General features: G+C 63.8%; 13 protein-coding genes. 6 read left to right on the top strand and 7 right to left on the bottom strand.

Going from position 1 to position 18,521, the window contains the following annotated elements:
• Window positions 1-66: 66 nt before the first annotated feature.
• The 4 genes from XH83_RS34490 to XH83_RS34475 all read right to left on the bottom strand — a co-directional run bounded on the left by XH83_RS34490 (window position 67) and on the right by XH83_RS34475 (window position 6,309).
• Window positions 67-2,934, bottom strand: a complete 2,868-nt coding sequence (locus tag XH83_RS34490) for a PAS-domain containing protein (protein WP_194405008.1) — start codon at window positions 2,932-2,934, stop codon at window positions 67-69.
• A 208-nt stretch (window positions 2,935-3,142) separates the two neighbouring features.
• A complete protein-coding gene (locus tag XH83_RS34485; RefSeq protein WP_194405007.1) occupies window positions 3,143-4,018 on the bottom strand; it encodes an acyl-CoA acyltransferase in 876 nt (291 codons plus the stop codon).
• A 38-nt stretch (window positions 4,019-4,056) separates the two neighbouring features.
• Window positions 4,057-5,037: an amino acid--[acyl-carrier-protein] ligase gene (locus XH83_RS34480; RefSeq protein WP_194405006.1), complete on the bottom strand. Its 981-nt coding sequence runs from the start codon at window positions 5,035-5,037 to the stop codon at window positions 4,057-4,059.
• Window positions 5,038-5,091: 54 nt separating this feature from the next.
• The gene (locus tag XH83_RS34475; RefSeq protein ID WP_194405005.1) at window positions 5,092-6,309 is read right to left on the bottom strand and encodes an acyl-CoA dehydrogenase family protein; all 1,218 of its coding nucleotides are present in this window, start codon (window positions 6,307-6,309) and stop codon (window positions 5,092-5,094) included.
• A gap of 358 nt (window positions 6,310-6,667) precedes the next feature.
• Between XH83_RS34475 and XH83_RS34470 the strand changes: the two genes are divergently transcribed.
• From XH83_RS34470 to XH83_RS34455, 4 genes are all read left to right on the top strand, one after another.
• The gene (locus XH83_RS34470; RefSeq protein ID WP_194405004.1) at window positions 6,668-6,940 is read left to right on the top strand and encodes a phosphopantetheine-binding protein; all 273 of its coding nucleotides are present in this window, start codon (window positions 6,668-6,670) and stop codon (window positions 6,938-6,940) included.
• Window positions 6,941-7,099: 159 nt separating this feature from the next.
• On the top strand, window positions 7,100-7,975 hold the full coding sequence (locus XH83_RS34465) for an S-methyl-5'-thioadenosine phosphorylase (protein ID WP_194405003.1): 876 nt from the start codon (window positions 7,100-7,102) through the stop codon (window positions 7,973-7,975).
• A 30-nt stretch (window positions 7,976-8,005) separates the two neighbouring features.
• Window positions 8,006-9,112, top strand: a complete 1,107-nt coding sequence (mtnA, locus tag XH83_RS34460; RefSeq protein WP_194405002.1) for an S-methyl-5-thioribose-1-phosphate isomerase — start codon at window positions 8,006-8,008, stop codon at window positions 9,110-9,112.
• Window positions 9,113-9,833: 721 nt separating this feature from the next.
• Window positions 9,834-10,943, top strand: a complete 1,110-nt coding sequence (locus XH83_RS34455; RefSeq protein ID WP_194402635.1) for an IS630 family transposase — start codon at window positions 9,834-9,836, stop codon at window positions 10,941-10,943.
• Window positions 10,944-10,953: 10 nt separating this feature from the next.
• Here the strand turns inward: XH83_RS34455 and XH83_RS34450 are convergent, their stop codons facing one another.
• Window positions 10,954-11,589 carry an HAD-IA family hydrolase gene (locus tag XH83_RS34450; RefSeq protein ID WP_194405001.1) on the bottom strand — a complete coding sequence of 212 codons (636 nt, stop codon included), beginning with the start codon at window positions 11,587-11,589 and terminating at the stop codon, window positions 10,954-10,956.
• A 99-nt stretch (window positions 11,590-11,688) separates the two neighbouring features.
• Between XH83_RS34450 and XH83_RS34445 the strand changes: the two genes are divergently transcribed.
• Window positions 11,689-12,447 carry a trypsin-like serine protease gene (locus XH83_RS34445; RefSeq protein ID WP_194405000.1) on the top strand — a complete coding sequence of 253 codons (759 nt, stop codon included), beginning with the start codon at window positions 11,689-11,691 and terminating at the stop codon, window positions 12,445-12,447.
• 125 nt (window positions 12,448-12,572) lie between these two features.
• Complete coding sequence (locus XH83_RS34440) at window positions 12,573-14,075, top strand: NAD(P)/FAD-dependent oxidoreductase (protein WP_194404999.1); 1,503 nt, start codon at window positions 12,573-12,575, stop codon at window positions 14,073-14,075.
• 21 nt (window positions 14,076-14,096) lie between these two features.
• Here XH83_RS34440 and XH83_RS34435 read toward each other — a convergent pair whose 3' ends face one another.
• Window positions 14,097-15,023 (bottom strand): response regulator, encoded by a 927-nt coding sequence (locus XH83_RS34435; protein ID WP_194404998.1) that lies wholly within the window; start codon window positions 15,021-15,023, stop codon window positions 14,097-14,099.
• The gene (locus XH83_RS34430; RefSeq protein ID WP_194404997.1) at window positions 15,007-18,378 is read right to left on the bottom strand and encodes an ATP-binding protein; all 3,372 of its coding nucleotides are present in this window, start codon (window positions 18,376-18,378) and stop codon (window positions 15,007-15,009) included. Before XH83_RS34430 ends, XH83_RS34435 begins: the two co-directional genes overlap by 17 nt.
• Window positions 18,379-18,521: the final 143 nt, after the last annotated feature.

The following is an 18,521-nucleotide window of genomic DNA, read 5'->3' as shown; positions in this document are numbered from 1 at the left end:
GGCACATGCGACAATTCGTCGTTTGGCCGTGTGCCGAGAGGCGGAACTTGAGCGAGCAGAAAGCCGTTACGCCACGCGCCGGACCGTGTTCAGCGTCTCGATGGTGCGGCCGACTTCCGATGCGGGGCAGGGCTTGCCGAAATAATAGCCCTGCACGGCCGTGCAGCCGCATTCGCGCACGAAGTCGAGTTGCTCCTCGGTCTCCACACCCTCAGCCGTGGTCTCGACGCCGAGCACGGAACCGAGGCTGGCGATGGTGCGGACGATGGCAACGCTCTCGGGGCTTTCGCCGAGCGTGCCGACGAAGGAACGGTCGATCTTGATGCGGTCGAACGGAAATTTGCGCAGGTAACTCAGCGAGGAATAGCCGACGCCGAAGTCGTCGAGGCTGACGCGGACGCCCAGCGCGCGGAGCTGGTGCAGGATCTCGATGGTCGCTTCACTGTCGTCGAGCAGGGCCGTCTCGGTGACTTCGAGCTCGAGACGCTGCGGCGGCAGGCCGGCTTCGGCGAGCGCGCTCGTGACCATTGCCACCAATCCGCGCGAGCGGAATTGCACCGGCGACAGGTTCACCGCGACGGCGACACCAGGCCAGGACGCGGCGGTCGCACAGGCGCTGCGCAGCACCCATTCGCCGAGCGGCACGATCAGCCCGTTTTCTTCCGCGATCGGAATGAACTCGGCCGGCGAGATGAAGCCGCGCGACGGATGTTTCCAGCGCAGCAGGGCCTCGAAGCCGGTGAGCTCCGACGAATCGAGCCGCATCTGCGGCTGGAACACCAGGTGGAATTCGCGTGCCTCCAGCGCGCCGCGCAGATCCTGCTCGAGCGCGTGGCGGCTGCGCGCCTCTTCCTCCATCTCGGGCTCGAACAGCTGATAGGCCCCGCGCCCCTTGGCCTTGGCCTGGTACAGCGCGAGGTCGGCGCATTTCATCAATTCGTCGGCATCGAGCCCGTGATCGGGCGCGATGGCGATGCCGACGGAGGCGCCGACATGGATGGACTGGCTCTCCAGCGGCGGGGGACGGCCAATGATCTCGACCAGGCGCCGCGCAAGCTTCTCCGCCGATTGTGGTTGCGGCCCGCGCTGCAGCACGGCGAATTCGTCGCCGCCAAGACGCGCGACGGTGTCGTGCTCGCCGACATTCTCCTTCAGGCGCGCCGCGACCCAGCGCAGCAGGCGGTCGCCCGCGGCATGGCCGAGGCGGTCGTTGACCGTCTTGAAATTGTCGAGGTCGAAGCACAGCACCGCCATCGCGCCGCCGGCGATCGCGACCTGGTTCAGACCCTCGCTCATCTTCTCGCGGAACAGCGTGCGATTGGGCAGATCCGTCAGAGAATCGTGCCGCGCCATATGCGCCACCCGGGCCTGGGCCTTGTGCCGCTCGGTGACGTCCTCATAGGTGACGACCCAGCCGCCTTGCTCCATGCGCTTGTGATTGAGCTTGATGATGCGGCCGTCGTTCAGGTGCCGGTGCAGCGTGTGCTCGCCCTCGCGCAGCCGTTCGACATAGTCGGCATAGAGCCTTGCCCCCGTCATGTTCGGGTGGATGCCGAGCTCGCAGCTATGCTCCATGATCTCGCGCATCGAGACGCCGGGCTTCACGATGTCGGGCGACAGGCCGTACATCTCGATATAGCGGCGATTGCAGACGATCACGCGCAGGCTCGAGTCGAGCATGCACAGACCCTGGCTCATGTTGTTCAGCGCCGCGTCGAAGCGGCGGTACTGCTCGCTCAGCTCCCCGATCGCATGTTCGCGCTCGGTGATATCCTCATAGGTGGCGACGAAGCCACCCTCGGGCAGCGCGCAATAGCGTACCGAGATGACCGTGTCGTTCGACATGCGCCGTCGCATCGGCGAGCAATCGCGGCTCGCGATCCGCGCGCGGGCAGCTTCGAGGATCTGCTGCGGGCTGTATTCCGAGGCAAACGCGCCGTTCGCTATCGAACGCTCGATCAGCTCGGCGAGATGCGTGCCGGGCCTGGTCTCTTCCGGCGACAGCAGGTAGATCTTGCGATAAGTGGTGTTGCAGACGCGCAGGCGCATGTCGCTGTCGTAGAAGGCGAGCCCGTGCGCCATGTTCTCCAGCGCCGCGTCGAGGATGAAGTTCTGCTGCCTCAGCGTCTCCTCATATTGCAGCCGCTCCGTGACATCCTCGTGCACGGTCACCCAGCCGCCATCGGGCAGGAAACGGGAGACCGTCTGCACCATGCGTCCGTCATAGCGCATCACCAGCATGGTCTTGGCCCGCCTGGCGCGCACGTCCTCCAATCTGGAATGCTGGAATTCGTCGGCCGGCATGCCGGGCATGTTGCCGCGCGACAGCCAATGGTCGAGCACCGCATGATGCGAGACGCCCGGTTTCACGATTGCGGGATCGAGGTTGTAGAGGTTCAGGAAGCGCTCGTTGCAGACGACGACGCTGCTGTCGGCGTCGTACATGATGAGGCCGTGCGACATGTTGGCGAGCGCGTGCTGGCTGCGCTCGGTCTGCACGCGCAATTCCGCTTCGAGCCGGGCGAGGCGGGTGACATCGTCGCAGATCGTCATCCAGCCGCCGCCGGGAAGCGGCTTCAGCTCGAGCGACATGACGAGGCCGGTGGCTAGCCGCTGCTCGGTCCGGAACGGTTTTCCCCCCGCGATCTCCGCGATCCGCGCCGAATAGAGCGCATCGATCTCGCTTTCCGGAAAGTTGCCGCGGCCGGCGCTGTGCGCGAGCACCTCGCGGTAGCTCGTCCCCACCCGCACGATGTCGGCCGACATGCCGAACAGGGACAGGTAGCGTTGGTTGACCAGCACGATCCGGTTGTCGGCATCGTAGACGCAGACGCCCTGTTCCATGTGGTCGAGCGCAAGCTGGCTCAGCGCGACCAGGGCTTCCGGGCCCTGCTCGCGGCGTGCACCAAGCTCGTTGTCGCAGGTCGAAATCATGGGATCGGCAGGATCTCGGCGGGCAATAGACTTAACGCAACCTAATTCAGCCACCGAGGGTAACGAAGAGGCCGGAAAATTCCCTTAAGCGCAGTAGTTTACGGGATGTGACCGGCGATGAAGAGAGGGGCGGAATGCCGAGGCGCCTGCAAGAGTTGGCCGCCAGGACGCGGCAAATTCCAGAGATGATTGGGTCCGAAAGCCTTCGCTACGGCCCGTACAACACGAGTTCCGTATCCGTGAGATCTCCGAGCTGCGGCCGATGCGGGCCCTTGAAATATTTGCGGCCGCGCCGCTCGGTATAAATACCGACAAGGCCGGGAACCGGTCCATTGGAATCGATCGCCACCGCGATCTTGCCGAGCCGAAGCAGCAACCGGCCGATACGGCCTGCGCAGGCGGAATATTCCGCGGCGCTACGGCAATAGATCAGCTTCATCGCTGGGGGCGCAATGAAGCCGCGGCGGATGCGCACCGGTTGCAGAATGAACGGAAATGTTCCCTTCGGCGTGCGGCAGACGAGGCTGAGGCAATTGTAGCGCGCATGCCGCGTCAGCAACTCGGTTTCGGCTTCGGAAAGTCCCTCGATCGTCTTGGCGTGAGGCGAGATGACCTCGATCTCGCTCCAGCGCGGGACGCGCGCCAGTGCCGGCACCGAGAAGAATATGCCGCGGCAATAGGCGCGAAAGCCCTGGGTCTCGATGATCGGCCAGGTCCACGGCGCCGGGCTGATGTTGAAATAGGTCACGTCCTTGTGCCGCTGGGCGATCTTGGTCAGCAGCGGGGCGTAGTTGCGGTAGGCCGGATCGACATACCAGCTGGACAGGTTGCACTGAATGGCGGTCTCTTCGCCGTTCTTGCGTTCCGTATAGATCAGCAGCAGCACGCCGACCGGCGTGCCCTCATTGTCCAGCATGTAGCCGAAGCGCGGATAGCCCTCCGGCACGGGCCGGAAGGCCTGCCGGCGCAGGCCCTGGATCCAATAGTTACGCGAGCGGCCCACGAAGCCACGCGTCAGCAGGTCCGCGACCGCTTCTGCGTCGGACTCGGTGATCTCGCGGCATCGGATTTTGGTGTGGATCACGCTCGTCTTACCCGTGGAAATGGCAGACCTCGTTCGCTTTAGCGCCAACCTTCGCCATGGGCGCCGACCGTCGCCGGCGGCTGCATGCCCATGATCTCCCGCACTTTGGCGGGCCAAGCGGAAAGGTCGGTGCCGTGGGTGTGGAACATGGCGACCGCCAGACGATCCATGCCGAAGGCGACGCACCCCGTGTGGGCCGGCTCGCCATTGGCATCCTGGATTCCCCAGGTCGTGCCGAAATGCTCGCGGTGATAGTTGAAGCTCATGCAAGCCGTCGGCTGCTCTTCCGAGCGCAGCGGAATGAGGAGCTCGAATTTGAGCTGCTGCTGCTTCTGGCTCACCGCCTTCATCTGTCCGACGCGGCCGAAGAAGGGGTCGCTGGCATAGTCGACGCGGAAGGTCAGGCCGAGGTCCGTCGCGATCTTCTGCGCGCGCACCATCCAGCGCTCGCGGAAGTCGGCGACGTCGTCGGGCGTGCCGATGCAGACATATTCGCGCATCCGGAACGATTGCAGCCGGTCGAGGTGCTTCGACGGCTCGCGGCGGAAGCAATCCGCGGCAACGTCGAAGCGCAGGCCGCCCTTCGGCAAGGGGCCGCGGCTCGCCGCGATCGGATAGACCGGGTAGCAGGCAGCCGGCGACAGCACGAGATCGGCGGGCGAGAGCGAGGTGGTCCAATCGCCGCCGGCATCGAAGCGGCTCACCGCGGCGTTGATCTCGCGCTCGGTGCCGTGCAGGCCGCAAACGCAGCCGAGCAGGTTCGGAAAGCTCTTGAGGTAGCCGGATTTTTCCAGCTGGGCCCGGCTCATCACCGGCGGGAAGCGCATCACCTCGGTGCCGGCCTCGCGATGGCCGGTGATGAGCGCGGCGAGCTTCTCGACGACGCCTTCATAGAGCGCGGTGCGGGCATAGACGCCGTCGGCGCCCATGCGATGGAACAGCTTGTCGGCGAGATGATCGAGCGGATCGATCATCTGCGGCGCGGTGGCGGGCGAATCGGGGAGGACGGCAATGTTCATGGTTCGGTGTCCTGCTATCTCAAAATTGTTCTTGTTGGTTCAGTCGCCAGGTACTTAGTCACGAAGGCTTGTCGGCACCCCGCTCATCAGCGTCGATGTTGCGGCGTTGGCCAGAATGCGGTCGTTGTTGATCATGATCGGGGACGACAGCACGTCGCGGAGATGCCGGCCCATGGTGAACTCGCCGTCGTTGCGATAGCCGGAGAGGCCGGCCGTGCGCATCGCGTGCATCACGGTCTCGACCGCGAGCTCGGAGGCCTGCACCTTGAGAAGCGTGATCGAGGACTGGAAGTCGAGCGAGGCGAGGGCGCGCTCGTCGTGTTCGGCGTGGGCGAAAGCATCGATGTTGGCCGCGATCAGCGCGCGCAGCTTGGCCAGCGACATCTTCGCGGCGGTGAAATGCGCAGCGGCCGGCGGCATCTGGCCGCCGGAAGAGCGCGCCGCCTTGCGGATGAAGGCCTGCGCGCGGGTCACGGCTGCGGCGGCGATGCCGGCCCAGGCCGACGACCAGCACAGATGTGCGAACGGCGTCATGGTCTGGGCATGGATCTTGTCATAGGCTTCCGGGAAGACGCGGTCGGCGGGGCAATCGACCTTCAGCTCGAAGCCGGTCGAGCAGGTGCCGCGCATGCCGAGCGTTTCCCAGCCCAGCGTCCGCTTCAGCGAGTAATCGTCCTTGGCGAGCGCCAGCAGCACCTGGTCGGAGGCTGCGGCCTCGGTGGCGCGTCGAGCGATGGTGACGAGGCCGTCGGCCTCGGCGCCGTAGGAGATCACGGTGGCGTCGCGCACCAGCGAAACGGTATCGCCCGCGTGGTCGACGGCCGCGGCGCTGGCGCGGATGTTGCCGCCGTTCTGGCCTTCGGTGGTGGAGGAGGCGAGCAGCCACTGGTCGCGGGCGACCCGGCGCATCATGGTTTCCATCCAGGGGATGCCGTGGCCGTGCCTGACGACGCAAGCGACCTTGGTCTGGTGCATCGCGTAGATCATCGCGGTCGAGGCGCAGGCGCGTCCCAGCGTGTAGCAGATGTCGGTGACGTCGTAGATGGAGGCGCCGAAGCCGCCGAACTCGACCGGGATCATGACGCCGAGCAGCTTCTGCTCACGCGCGACCTCGAAGGCCTTGTGCGGGAAACGGGCGTCGCGGTCGACGCCGTCGGCGTCGGCCGCAGCAGCAGCAGCGGTCCGGGCGGCGCGCTCGATCAGGGAAGGCGTCTGCTCCAGGAAGCTTGTCTGCGTTTCGTCGACAGTGAGGACTGCTTCACGCACGTTCATACTCGTCCGCCTCCGGTTTGCCGTTCGAGATCGCCGGCATCATTCGCGATGCGCGTAAGCGATCCTCCGGCCATCTTTGCTTGTGAGATGAGGCTACGGATTTAATTCAAATTCGTCGATGAAATAGAGGGTAAACAAAGCCCAATTCCGAACGAACAGTTAAGTTCGGGTTGTTTGCATCTCCTGATTTTCCGGCATCGCGTTAGGATTCTGGAAGAAGGGCGAATTCCAGACAATCTGAGTCATCGTTTACTAAGAAACGCGAAGTATTGGTGCTGGCCATTGCGGGACCGGCGGGCCGCGCCCATCGTAGCGGCAAGCCGGTCCGGACCTTCGACAGACAGACGGGAATTTGCCGATGCAAGCCTTTGATACCGAATTGCGCAATCGCATCATCAAGCTGGTGAAGGGCATCCTCGAGCAGAATTCGCTCAGCGCCGACGTCACGCCGTCCGCCAAGCTGGTCGATGCCGGCCTGACCTCGATGGACATGGTCAATCTGATGCTCGGCGTCGAAGCCGAGTTCGACTTCACCATCCCACAGTCCGAGATCACGCCGGAGAACTTCCAGTCCGTCGAAACGCTGGAGCGGATGATCGCGGCCCAGCTGCGGTTGGCGACCGCGGCTTAAGCCAAAACTGCGGCTATCGCCCCTGCGTTCGCAGGGACGACACCGAGTGTGGAGCGCGCGCCACCCACACCACCGCCATCACCCCTCCCCCGTTCCAAAACCGCCCCAAAGCTGGCATAGCTTAACCATGTCGTATGTGACGAACATGGTGGAGCAGGCATGGCGCAGGCAGTATTGGGCATCATCGGCGGCTCGGGCATCTATGACCTGCCGGGCCTCGAAGGTGCGCGCGAAGAGGTGATCAGCAGCCCGTGGGGCGAGCCGTCGGCTCCCCTCAGGCGTGGCACCATCGCCGGCTTGCCGATCGTGTTCCTGCCGCGGCACGACAAGGGGCACCGCCTGTCGCCCTCCGACATCAATTATCGCGCCAATATCGACGTGCTCAAGCGCGCCGGCGTCACGGACCTGATCTCGCTGTCTGCCTGCGGCTCCTTCAAGGAGGAGATGCCCCCCGGCACCTTCGTGCTCGTCGACCAGTTCGTCGACCGCACCCACAAGCGGGAGAGCTCGTTCTTCGGCAGGGGCTGCGTCGCGCATGTGTCGATGGCACACCCGGTCTCGCCGCGGTTGCGCATCCACCTCGCGGCAGCGGCTGAAGCCGAGAATATCGCGATCGCGCGGGGCGGAACCTATGTCTGCATGGAGGGGCCGCAATTCTCCACCTACGCCGAGAGCATGACCTACAAGACGCTCGGTTATTCCGTGATCGGCATGACCAACATGCCCGAGGCGAAGCTCGCACGCGAGGCGGAGATCTGTTACGCCACGGTGGCGATGGTGACGGATTTCGATTGCTGGCATCCCGACCACGATGCGGTCACCGTGCAGGACATCATTCGCGTATTGACGTCGAACGCCGACAAGGCGAAGGCGCTGGTGGCGCGGCTGGCCAAGGATTTTCCGCGCGAGCACGAACCGTGCCCGATCGGCTCGGACCGCGCACTCGACACCGCGCTGATCACGGCGCCCGAGGCGCGCGATCCGGAGCTCCTCAGGAAACTCGACGCAGTCGCGGGGCGCGTGCTGCGTGCGTGAGACGCAAGAGAGACGAAAAGGCAGAATGCCATGAAGGTCGACGGCAAGCATTTCCGCAGCATCTGGCGCGAGCGTGATGGGTGGTCGGTCGGCGCGATCGACCAGCGCCGGCTGCCGCATGAGTTCATCGTCGCGAAGCTGACCTCGTGCGAGGACGCTGCCGTCGCCATCCGCGACATGCTGGTGCGCGGCGCGCCGCTGATCGGCGCGACCGCGGCCTATGGCATGGCGCTCGCCATGCGCGAGGATTCCTCCGACGCCGGCTTGAAGCGTGCTTACGAGACGCTCGTGGTGGCGCGGCCGACGGCGATCAATCTGAAATGGGCGCTGGACGAGATGCGCATCGCGCTCGCGCCGATCGATCCGGTGGAAAGGGCCGAGGCGGCTTACGCGCGTGCCGACGAGATCGTCGAGCAGGACGTCGAAATCAACCGCGGCATCGCCGGCAATGGTCTGAAGCTGATCGAGGCGATCGCAGCGAAGAAGCCGGGCGAGACGGTCAACGTGCTGACCCATTGCAACGCCGGCTGGCTCGCCACGGTCGATTGGGGCACAGCGACCGCGCCGATCTATCTTGCGCATGAGCGCGGCATCAAGGTCCATGTCTGGGTCGACGAGACGCGTCCGCGCAACCAGGGTGCCTCGCTCACCGCATGGGAGCTCGGCCATCACGGCGTGCCGCACACGGTGATTCCCGACAATACCGGCGGCCATCTGATGCAGCATGGCATGGTCGATCTCGCCATCGTCGGCACCGACCGCGTTGCTGCCAATGGCGACGTCTGCAACAAGATCGGTACCTATCTGAAGGCGCTCGCCGCGCATGACAACGGCGTGCCGTTCTACGTCGCGCTGCCGTCGCCGACGATCGACTTCGCCGTCCATGACGGCATCCGCGACATCCCGATCGAACAGCGCAGCGGCGTGGAGGTCACCGACATGACCGGCCGCACCGCCGACGGGAGGTTGGAGACGGTGCGCATCGTGCCCGAGGGCTCGCCGGTCGCGAATTACGCCTTCGACGTGACGCCTGCGCGGCTCGTGACGGGCCTCATCACCGAGCGCGGTGTGCTGAAGCCGGATCGCGCGGCGCTGGCGGCGGCATTTCCCGAGCGCGTCGCCGCCGCGGCAGACTAGGTCTCGTAGGGTGGGCAAAGGCGCGAAGCGCCGTGCCCATCCATGCTTGCGGTGGCACGCTTTCGCTTTGCTCACCCTGCGGCATTTGTGGACTAGGACGCGTACTCATAAACGTCAGCTTTCGAGAGTTAAGCGGAAGTCGCCTCGCTCGGTCGGGATCGACGGCCTATGACCCGTAGCTGACTTGGCCGCTTCATTCAAAATCGAGCGTTCGCCAACATCAAAGGTAGGCATATTTAGCCTACGCTTATTCGGATATCGTATCATAATTGACAAGAAGTGTTCGTTACCAAGGCCAGCGATGAAAGAGCCAGAGTGGTACGAGGTATTGGAGCCGCGCGAGGCAGTCTTAGCAGGCGTAATTGGCTTCGCCGTTGTATGCCCGCTTGTCTACTATGCGTCTCACGTCGGGTATGTACTCTGGGGCTATAGCCCTCGGGAATGGAAAAACCTCGGAACGGCTCTGGTCGTGCTAAGTTTCGCTGTCCCGTACGTCCTGATGAGATGGGTGGTGAGGCGGCGATAGAGCGGGATCGCCGGCAGGTGATTTCCGCTGTTGGGCCCAACGCGGACCTCCTGCAACATTCCGATTTCGGACTGCTATCAGAGGCATAGCAGACGTCAGACGGCGTTCCCGACTAATGAATATACGCCCTAGTCATCTGGAACGCAAGTTCGTCACATTAGTTGATAGCTCGAAGCTCTACAGAGGAGAGTGCTCGTGGCGAATGCGGGTGTGCGAGGCCGGCCGATTGCGCCGTTGGTGCTGAGTCAGCAGGAGCGGACGTACCTGGAGAGGCAAGTTCGTCGTCATCGTGTTGCCCGGTCGCTATCTGAGCGATGCCGCGCGATCCTGCGATGCGCGGATGGATTGCCTAGCAAGTCTGTGGCTGCCGAACTCGGCCTCCACGAACACACCGTTGGCAAGTGGCGTCGCCGATTTTTGAAGGACCGCTGTGATGGCCTGCTTGACGAGGCACGCCCTGGCCGCCCTCGAACCATCAACGATGATCAGGTTGCCGCGGTGATCGAGCGGACGTTGCGGACGACGCCAGCCGATGCGACGCACTGGTCGATCCGCTCGATGGCTGCGGAAACCGGCTTTTCCCACACCACGATCCGCCGAATGTGGGCGGCGTTCGGCTTGCAGCCGCACCGTAGCCAGACATTCAAGCTATCGAGCGATCCGCTGTTCGTCGACAAGGTACGCGACATCGTCGGCCTTTACCTGTCCCCACCGAACCGAGCCCTTGTTCTGAGCATCGATGAGAAAAGCCAGATTCAGGCACTCGATCGCGAGCAGCCGGTCTTGCCGATGATGCCCGGCATACCGGAGCGTCGTACGCACAGCTATGTGCGGCATGGTACGACCACGCTGTTTGCCGCGCTCGATGTCGCCTCGGGGTTCGTCATCGGCAAATGCTACAAGCGCCACCGGGCAGTCGAGTTCTTGAAGTTTCTAAAAGAGATCGATGCTCAAGTCCCTGAAGGCCTCGATGTCCATATCGTCATGGACAACTACGCCACCCACAAGACACCCAGGATCAAAGCGTGGCTCGCCCGTCGGCCGCATTATCATGTCCACTTCACGCCGACTTCCGCGTCATGGATCAATCAGGTCGAACGCTGGTTCGCTGAGCTCACCAGAAAGCAGATCCAGCGAGGTGTTCACACCTCCGTCAGGCAGCTCGAGGCCGATATCCGTACCTTCATCGACCTGCACAACAAAAATCCCAAGCCCTTCAAATGGACCAAGTCCGCAGACCAGATTTTGGCTTCCGTCAAACGCTTCTGCCACAAAGCCCAGCAGACTTTATGTGGCGAACTTTAGATTCACGTGACTAGCTCAGCTTCAGCGCCGTCGCGGCTTCAAGTTCGGCGATCGCCTGCGCGCCGCTCGTCACCTTGATCGTGGTCATGCCCATCTCGCGCGCCGGCTTGAGGTTGACGCCGAGATCGTCGAGGTAGACGCACCTCTTGGGATCGACCTTCAGGGTCTCAACCATCATCCTGTAGATGCGCGGATCGGGCTTGCGCAGGCCGATCTTGGCGGATTCGATCACGTGATCGAACAGCACCATGACCTCGGCGATGTAGAGCGAGCGCCCCGTCATGCTGCCAATCGCATTGGCGGGCAGGTTGTTGGTGATGCAGCCGGTCTTGAATTCCGCCTTGATGCGCTTCAAGGCTTCGACCATCTCGGGGCGGAGGTCGCCCTGCAGCAAGGGCAGCACCTCGCGGCCGCGCACCTCGGCGCCGAGGGCCAGCGATTCCTCGGCAAACAGACGATCGAACGTCTCGATGTCGACCTCGGCGCGCTCGAACCTGGCCCAGGCGTTTTCCAGATGGTTGGCGGCATTGGTGCGTCGGATGATGTCGGCAGGCAGGCCGCGTTCGGTCTCGAACCGCGTGAACGCCTCGAACGGCGAGCTCGTCAGCACCCCGCCAAAATCAAAGATCACCGCCTCGATCGTCACGATCCTGCCCTCGTCAATTGCTTTCCAAGAGGGCTAGCATGCGCTATCGGCAAGAGCCAGTCCGAAGCAATCCACCGCCGCAGACCGAAGCGTGTTCCCATGAAGAAGCTTGCCACGTTCGTCACGACAGCGCTGCTGCTCGCCACGCCCGCTCACGCGATCGTCGGCGGCGGCACGCCGCAGGCCGAGGGCGTGGCGCGCGCGGTCGTCACCATCGTCGGCTCGCGCGGCAATTTCTGCACCGGCAGCCTGATTGCGCCACGTGTGGTCCTGACGGTCGCGCACTGTGTCCAGCCCGGCGCTGACTACAAGATCGTCGATCGCGGCACCGACGGTGCGCCGCAATTGCTGAACGTGCGCACGGTCGCGATCCATCCGAACTTCAACATGCAGGCGATGCAATCACATCGTGCCACTGCCGACGTGGCATTGCTGCAACTGGAAATTCCACTCAAGGGAAAATCCGCGGTGACGGTCGGCATGCCGCAGATTCCAATTCGGGTGGGCGGCCGCTTCACGATCGCCGGCATTGGCGTCACGGTGCGCGGGGAAGGCAAGAGTGGCGGCACGATTCGTGTCGCCGGACTCGTTGCCACGGGCCAGCCCGGCACGCTCCAGATCCGGCTGGTCGATCCCGTAACCAACGGTGTTCGTGAAGGAATCGGCGCCTGCACAGGCGATTCCGGCGGGCCTGTGTTCGAGGATAAGCCGAATGGTGCCGTTCTCGTCGGTCTCGTCAGCTGGTCTACGGGGCCGAACGGCGCTGCCGGTTGCGGCGGCTTGACCGGTGTCACACCGCTCACGCTCTACCGCGACTGGATCTTGCAGACCGCGCGGAGCTGGGGTGCGGCACTGTGATTTGACCGCGACTTGATCTATGTCATTTTGAAGCGGAAGCGCGGCGGGTGATCATGCCCGCTGCGGAGGAAACGCGTCGCCCAGTCAAGGGCGGCCACCAAAACAAGCAAGGCATAGAAGCAACAATGAATGTCGCCGTTCGCAGCCACGCCACGACCAAGCAGGCCTCTGAACATTTCGACGTGCTGATCGTCGGCGCCGGCATCTCCGGCATCGGCAGCGCCTATCACATCGACAAGCAGCTTCCGGGCACCAGCTACGTGATCCTGGAAACCCAGGCGACGTTCGGCGGAACCTGGACCACGCACCGTTATCCCGGAATTCGTTCGGACAGCGATCTTCATACGTTTGGCTACAGCTTCAAGCCCTGGGTTGGTCCGCCGATCGCGACCGCCGAGGAAATCCTCACCTACATGAACGAGGTGATCGAGGACAACGACATCGCGAAGCACATTCGCTACAAGCACAAGATCAATTCCGCGAGCTGGTCGAGCGAGCGGAACCTCTGGACCATCGAGGCGGTGACGACCGACACTGGCGAAGCAAAGACGTTCACCGCGAATTTCCTCTGGATGTGCCAGGGCTATTACCGCCATTCGGAAGGCTACACGCCGGAATGGAAGGGCATGGACCGCTTCAAGGGGCGCATCGTCCATCCCCAGACCTGGCCCGAGGATATCGATCTCGAAAACAAGAAGGTCGTCGTGATCGGCTCGGGCGCCACCGCGGCGACGCTGGTGCCGAACATTGCGGACAAATGCGCGCATGTCACCATGTTGCAGCGTTCGCCGACCTATTTCCGCTTGGGGCGCAACGCCATCGAGATTGCCGAGGAATTGCGCCGGCTCCAGGTCGACGAGGCCTGGATCCACGAGATCGTCCGCCGCAAGATCCTGTTCGAGCAGGATGCCTTCACGAAGCTCTGCGTGTCCAAGCCCGAGCAGGTGAAGAAGGAGCTGATCGGCCAGATCAGCGCCGTGCTCGGTCCCGATTACGACGTCGAGACGCACTTCACGCCGACCTACCGGCCGTGGCGGCAGCGCATCGCATTCGTGCCGGATGCCGATTTGTTCAAGGGCATCGCCAGCGGCAAGGCCTCGGTTGTCACCGACGAGATCGAGTGCTTCGTCGAGAACGGCATCCAGCTCAAATCGGGCAAGCTGCTGGAAGCCGACGTCATCGTCACGGCAACGGGCTTCAATCTCGCGGCGCTCGGCGACATCGCCTTCGAGATCGACGGCAAGCCGCTCGCCTTCGGCGACACCGTCACCTATCGCGGCATGATGTTCACGGGCGTACCGAACATGGTCTGGGTGTTCGGCTATTTCCGCGCGAGCTGGACGCTGCGCGTCGACCTCGTTGCCGATTTCGTCTGCCGGCTGCTTGGTCATATGAAGGCCAACGGCAAGAAGAAGGTCGAGGTGAAACTTCGCCCCGAAGACCACAACATGCCGATCCTGCCCTGGATCGATCCCGAGAACTTCAATCCTGGCTACATGATGCGCAACATGAACCTGTTGCCCAAGCGTGGCGACAAGCCGGAATGGCAGCACAGCCAGGATTACTGGACCGAGAAGGACGAGATTCCGAAGACGGATCTGGACGACAAGGCGTTCGTGTATGGGTGAGGACAATCGTCCTCACCCCGCTCACGAATTCCTTCGCGTCGCATTCGCCGCGATCGCGGCGGCTGCCGTTCGGTTCTCCACGCCGAGCTTGGCGTAGATCTGCTCCAGGTGCTTGTCGACCGTGCGCGGGCTGAGGCCCAGGATCTGCGCGATGTCGCGGTTGGTCTTGCCCTTGCTGAGCCAGGCCAGCACCTCGCCCTCCCGGGTGGTGAGGCCGAGCTCGCTGGTGAATTCGGGCGGCAGCGCGGTGCCGGAGTCCCTGGAGAGCCGCAGCAGAAACTCGTTCGGCGCCGTCTCGCCCATATAATAGAGCCGGAGTTGCGGATTGTCTGGTAACGAGGTCGCCTGGGATTTCGAACTACCCTTGGTCTTGGCCTGCTCCAGCCATTGCAGCAGCGTCGGCGACAGGACGAAGTCGTCGGCCCGTGCGCCCTGATGATCGGACATCAGCTTCTGCGCCTGCGGCGTCGCCCATAGCAAATTGCCCTGGCGGTTCACTGCGAACAGGAAGCGGCCGGAGACGTCGAGCGCGGCGCGCGCGCTCTGCGTCAGCCGGGCATTGCCGAGATGGACGCGAATACGCGCCAGCATCTCCTCGATCACGATCGGCTTGGTCACGTAGTCGACGCCGCCGGCCTCGAGCCCGCGCACGATGTGCTCGGTTTCGGCAAGGCCCGTCATGAAGATGACCGGGACATTGGCAAGGTCCGCATCGCGCTTCAGCCGGCGGCAGGTCTCGAAGCCATCGATGCCGGGCATCACGGCATCGAGCAGCACGATATCCGGCGTGATCTGGTCGACGATGCGCATCGCGGCCGCGCCATCGAGCGCCACCATCACCGTCATGCCGGCGCCGTCAAGCGCGTCGGTCAGTAGCCGCAGCGTCTCCGGAGAGTCATCGACAACCAGCGCGACGTCGCGCTTCTTTGGTTCAATGCTCATGCGCATGCAATGTCTTCAATGTGGCCATGTACTGCTCGAGATCGAAGCGGTCCACCAGGGACCGCATCTGCGCGACGAAGTCGGCATGCTCCGGATGCTCGTTGCCGATCTCGTCCAGCTTCAACTGGATACCCCTGACGTAGCCGATCTGGCCGAGCCCGATCAGCGCCTCGATATGCCGCGCCGGCGGCCTCGACCCGCTTTCGGGGCGCCAGAACGACACCGCGACCTCGTCCGAGCCGTATTGCCATTCGATCTTGAGCAGCTGGCGGATTGCCTCCAGGAGCCGGGGGATGTCGATCGGCTTCATCAGGTAGCCGTCGTGGAAGGGCTGCGCCAGCGGCGTGCCGTGAGCTTCCAGCGCGCTCGCCGACACCATCAGGATGCGCGCCTGGCGGTGGCCGCTCGTGCGCAACGCCTCCGCCACGGCCCAGCCGTCCATGGCCGGCATCGAGATGTCGAGCAGGAACAAATCGGGCCGGCAATGCTGCGCCAGCGCGAGGCAGCCGGGACCGTCGGGAGCACTGAGCAGGATGAAACCGAGCGGCGTCAGCACCTCGCGCAGGAGGTCGCGGTGAACCGGATCGTCATCGGTGATGAGGATGGTCTTGCGCGCGCCGTGATACCCGGAGACCGGGGCCTCAATCGGCGCGATACGCTGCGGATTTGTGACCTCGGACAGCAGGATCTTGACCTTGAACGTCGAGCCGGCGCCGACCGTGCTCGTCACCTTGATATCGCCGCCCATGACCCCGGCCAGCAGGCGGCTGATGGTCAGGCCGAGTCCCGTGCCGGTCTGCGGCTGCGAGACGCCGAGCGCGCCGCGCTCAAAGGGCGCGAAAATGCGCTCGAGATCGCCGCCCTGGATGCCTGGGCCAGTGTCGATCACTTCGAACTCGGCAACGGGGCTGCGATAATGCACGACGAACTGCACGCTGCCGGTCTGGGTGAACTTGATCGCGTTGGAGAGCAGGTTGATCAGCACCTGGCGCAGCCGCTTCTCGTCGGCATAGACCACCAGCGGCAGGTGTGGCGGCCGCCGGAACACGAAGTCGATGCCCTTGGCGGCGGCCTGCAGGCGGAACATGCCGACGAGCTGGTCGAGGAATTCGCTGAGCCGCACCTCGTCGCGCGACAGATACAGCCGCCCCGCCTCGATCTTGGAGATGTCCAGAATGCCGTCGATCAGGCCGGAAAGGTGGTCGGCGCTGCGGCGGACGACGCGGACCTGGTCGCGCGGCTTGGTGCTCAGCGTCGCGTCCTGCTCCAGCAGCTGCGCATAGCCGCTGATCGCATTCAGCGGCGAGCGTAGCTCGTGGCTCAGGCCCACCACATAGCGGCTCTTGGCGAGGTTGGCGGATTCGGCGACTTCCTTGGCGCGCTGGAGCTCGGCATCGGTGCGCTTGTGGGCGTCGATCTCCTGGATCAGCAGCGTGGTCTGCCGCCGTGTCTCGGCTTCGGCCGCGCGGCGGCTCTGCTGCGCCAGCACGAACAGCCAGGCCACCACGCCGATGATGATGCTGAGCGAGAAGAACACCTTCCACAGCACGTCGGAAACCAGCATGTTCTCGCCATGCACGCTCGCCGAGGTCTGCAGATAGATCAGGCCAAGCACCAGCGCGACGAGGCCGGCGGAGACCACGAAAACGCCGATATACTGGCCGAGCTGCGAGTTGATCCGCGCGTAGATCGGCTGCGGCATCAGCTTGCCCAGCGTCTCCGACACCTGCGCCTGGATCCGGGCGTGCGGCTTGCAGAGATCGTGGCAGCGGGCGTCGAGCGAACAGCACAAGGAGCAGATCGGCCCGGCGTAAGCCGGGCAGGAGGCCATATCCTCCGGCTCGAACGCGTGCTCGCAAATGCAGCACTGGATCGCCTCGATGTTCTGCCAGCTCCGTTTCGGCTTGCGTGCGATGTAGTACTTGCCGCCTGTGGCCCAGGCGATCAGCGGTGCGGTGATGAAGGCGGCCGCAAGCGCTATGAAGGCTGACAGCGCCTTCGCACTAGGCCCGAACAGGCCGTAAAAGGCGCTGATTGAGACGATTGTCGCGATCGTCATGGCGCCCACGCCGACCGGATTGACGTCGTAGAGATGCGCCCGCTTGAACTCGATCTGCTGCGGCCGCAAGCCAAGCGGCTTGTTGACGACGAGATCGGCGACCAGCGCACCGACCCAGGCGATCGCAACGTTCGAATACAGAGCCAGCGTCTGCTCCAGGGCCTTGTAGACGCCGATCTCCATCAACAGCAGCGCCACGATGACATTGAAAACCAGCCAGACGACGCGGCCGGGATGGCTGTGGGTCAGCCGCGAGAAGAAGTTCGACCAGGCGATCGAGCCGGCATAGGCATTGGTGACGTTGATCTTGACTTGCGACAGGATCACGAACGTGCCGGTCAGGGCCAGCGCAAGATCGGGCTGCGACAGCACATAGCGGAACGCTTCGAGATACATGTGGGCCGGCTCGGCGGCTTCCTCGGGCGGTACCCCGTGGCTGAGGGCGAAGAAGGCGAGGAACGAACCCGCCAGGAGTTTTAGCGCGCCGAGCACGATCCAGCCCGGCCCTGCGCTCATCAGCGCCACCCACCAGGAGGCCCTGGATGCGCGGCGGTCGCGCGGTAAAAATCGCAGGAAATCGACCTGCTCGCCGATCTGCGCCACCAGGGAAAACACCACCGAGGCCGCAACGCCGAACAGCAGCAGATCGAATTGGCCGTTGAGGTCGCCGTGCTCGCCCGCAAATTTGCGCCATTCCGTGAAGGAATGCGGGTTGTGCCAGGCGATCGCCGCGAACGGAATGATGTGGAGCACGATCCACAGCGGTTGCGTCCATAGTTGGAAGCGGCTGATCAGCGTGATGCCATAAGCCACCAGCGGGATGATGACGACGGCGCTGATGAGATAGCCGATTGGCCGCGGAATCCCGAAACACATCTCGAGCGCGGACGCCAGGATCACGGCTTCGATCGCAAAGAAGATGAAGGTGAAGGACGCGTAGATCAGCGAGGTGACGGTCGAGCCGATGTAGCCGAAGCCCGCGCCGCGCGTGAGCAGGTCGATGTCGATGCCGCACTTGGCGGCGTAATAGGCGATGGGCACGCCACAGCAGAAGATGATCGTCGAGACCACGAGGATGGCGGCGGTCGCATTGGTGACGCCATAGTTCAGGGTGATGGTACCGCCGATCGCTTCCATCGCCAGGAACGAGATCGCGCCCAGCGCGGTGTTGGCCACTCTGGCGGCGGACCAGCGGCGCGCGCTCTTGGCCGTGAAGCGCAGCGCGTAGTCTTCCAACGTCTGGTTGGCGACCCACTGATTGTACTGGCGCCTGACGCGGTCTATTCGCTGCCGCCCTGCCACGCTCTACCCCACTCCCGATACGGACCCGGAGCCCTCGCAATTTCCGTACCAAAAGCCTACGTCGGCATTTTGCGGTGCAATATACGCGATCTTGCGTATGCTTCCGCCGCCCAGATCCGAGCCATCCTCACGGCACCAATCGC

Origin of the sequence: Bradyrhizobium sp. CCBAU 53351 (genome assembly GCF_015291745.1) — a bacterium.
Classification (GTDB): Bacteria; Pseudomonadota; Alphaproteobacteria; order Rhizobiales; family Xanthobacteraceae; genus Bradyrhizobium.
Note: the sequence above shows the minus strand (reverse complement) of the source record. Positions and strands in the feature narration are given on the sequence as shown.

Coding starts and splice junctions, on each gene's coding strand:
- XH83_RS34465 (WP_194405003.1), top strand. CDS start 7,100: ATGGCGCAGGCAGTATTGGGCATCATCGGCGGCTCGGGCATCTATGAC.
- XH83_RS34475 (WP_194405005.1), bottom strand. CDS start 6,309: ATGAACGTGCGTGAAGCAGTCCTCACTGTCGACGAAACGCAGACAAGC.
- XH83_RS34435 (WP_194404998.1), bottom strand. CDS start 15,023: ATGCGCATGAGCATTGAACCAAAGAAGCGCGACGTCGCGCTGGTTGTC.
- XH83_RS34490 (WP_194405008.1), bottom strand. CDS start 2,934: ATGATTTCGACCTGCGACAACGAGCTTGGTGCACGCCGCGAGCAGGGC.
- mtnA (WP_194405002.1), top strand. CDS start 8,006: ATGAAGGTCGACGGCAAGCATTTCCGCAGCATCTGGCGCGAGCGTGAT.
- XH83_RS34445 (WP_194405000.1), top strand. CDS start 11,689: ATGAAGAAGCTTGCCACGTTCGTCACGACAGCGCTGCTGCTCGCCACG.
- XH83_RS34470 (WP_194405004.1), top strand. CDS start 6,668: ATGCAAGCCTTTGATACCGAATTGCGCAATCGCATCATCAAGCTGGTG.
- XH83_RS34480 (WP_194405006.1), bottom strand. CDS start 5,037: ATGAACATTGCCGTCCTCCCCGATTCGCCCGCCACCGCGCCGCAGATG.
- XH83_RS34440 (WP_194404999.1), top strand. CDS start 12,573: ATGAATGTCGCCGTTCGCAGCCACGCCACGACCAAGCAGGCCTCTGAA.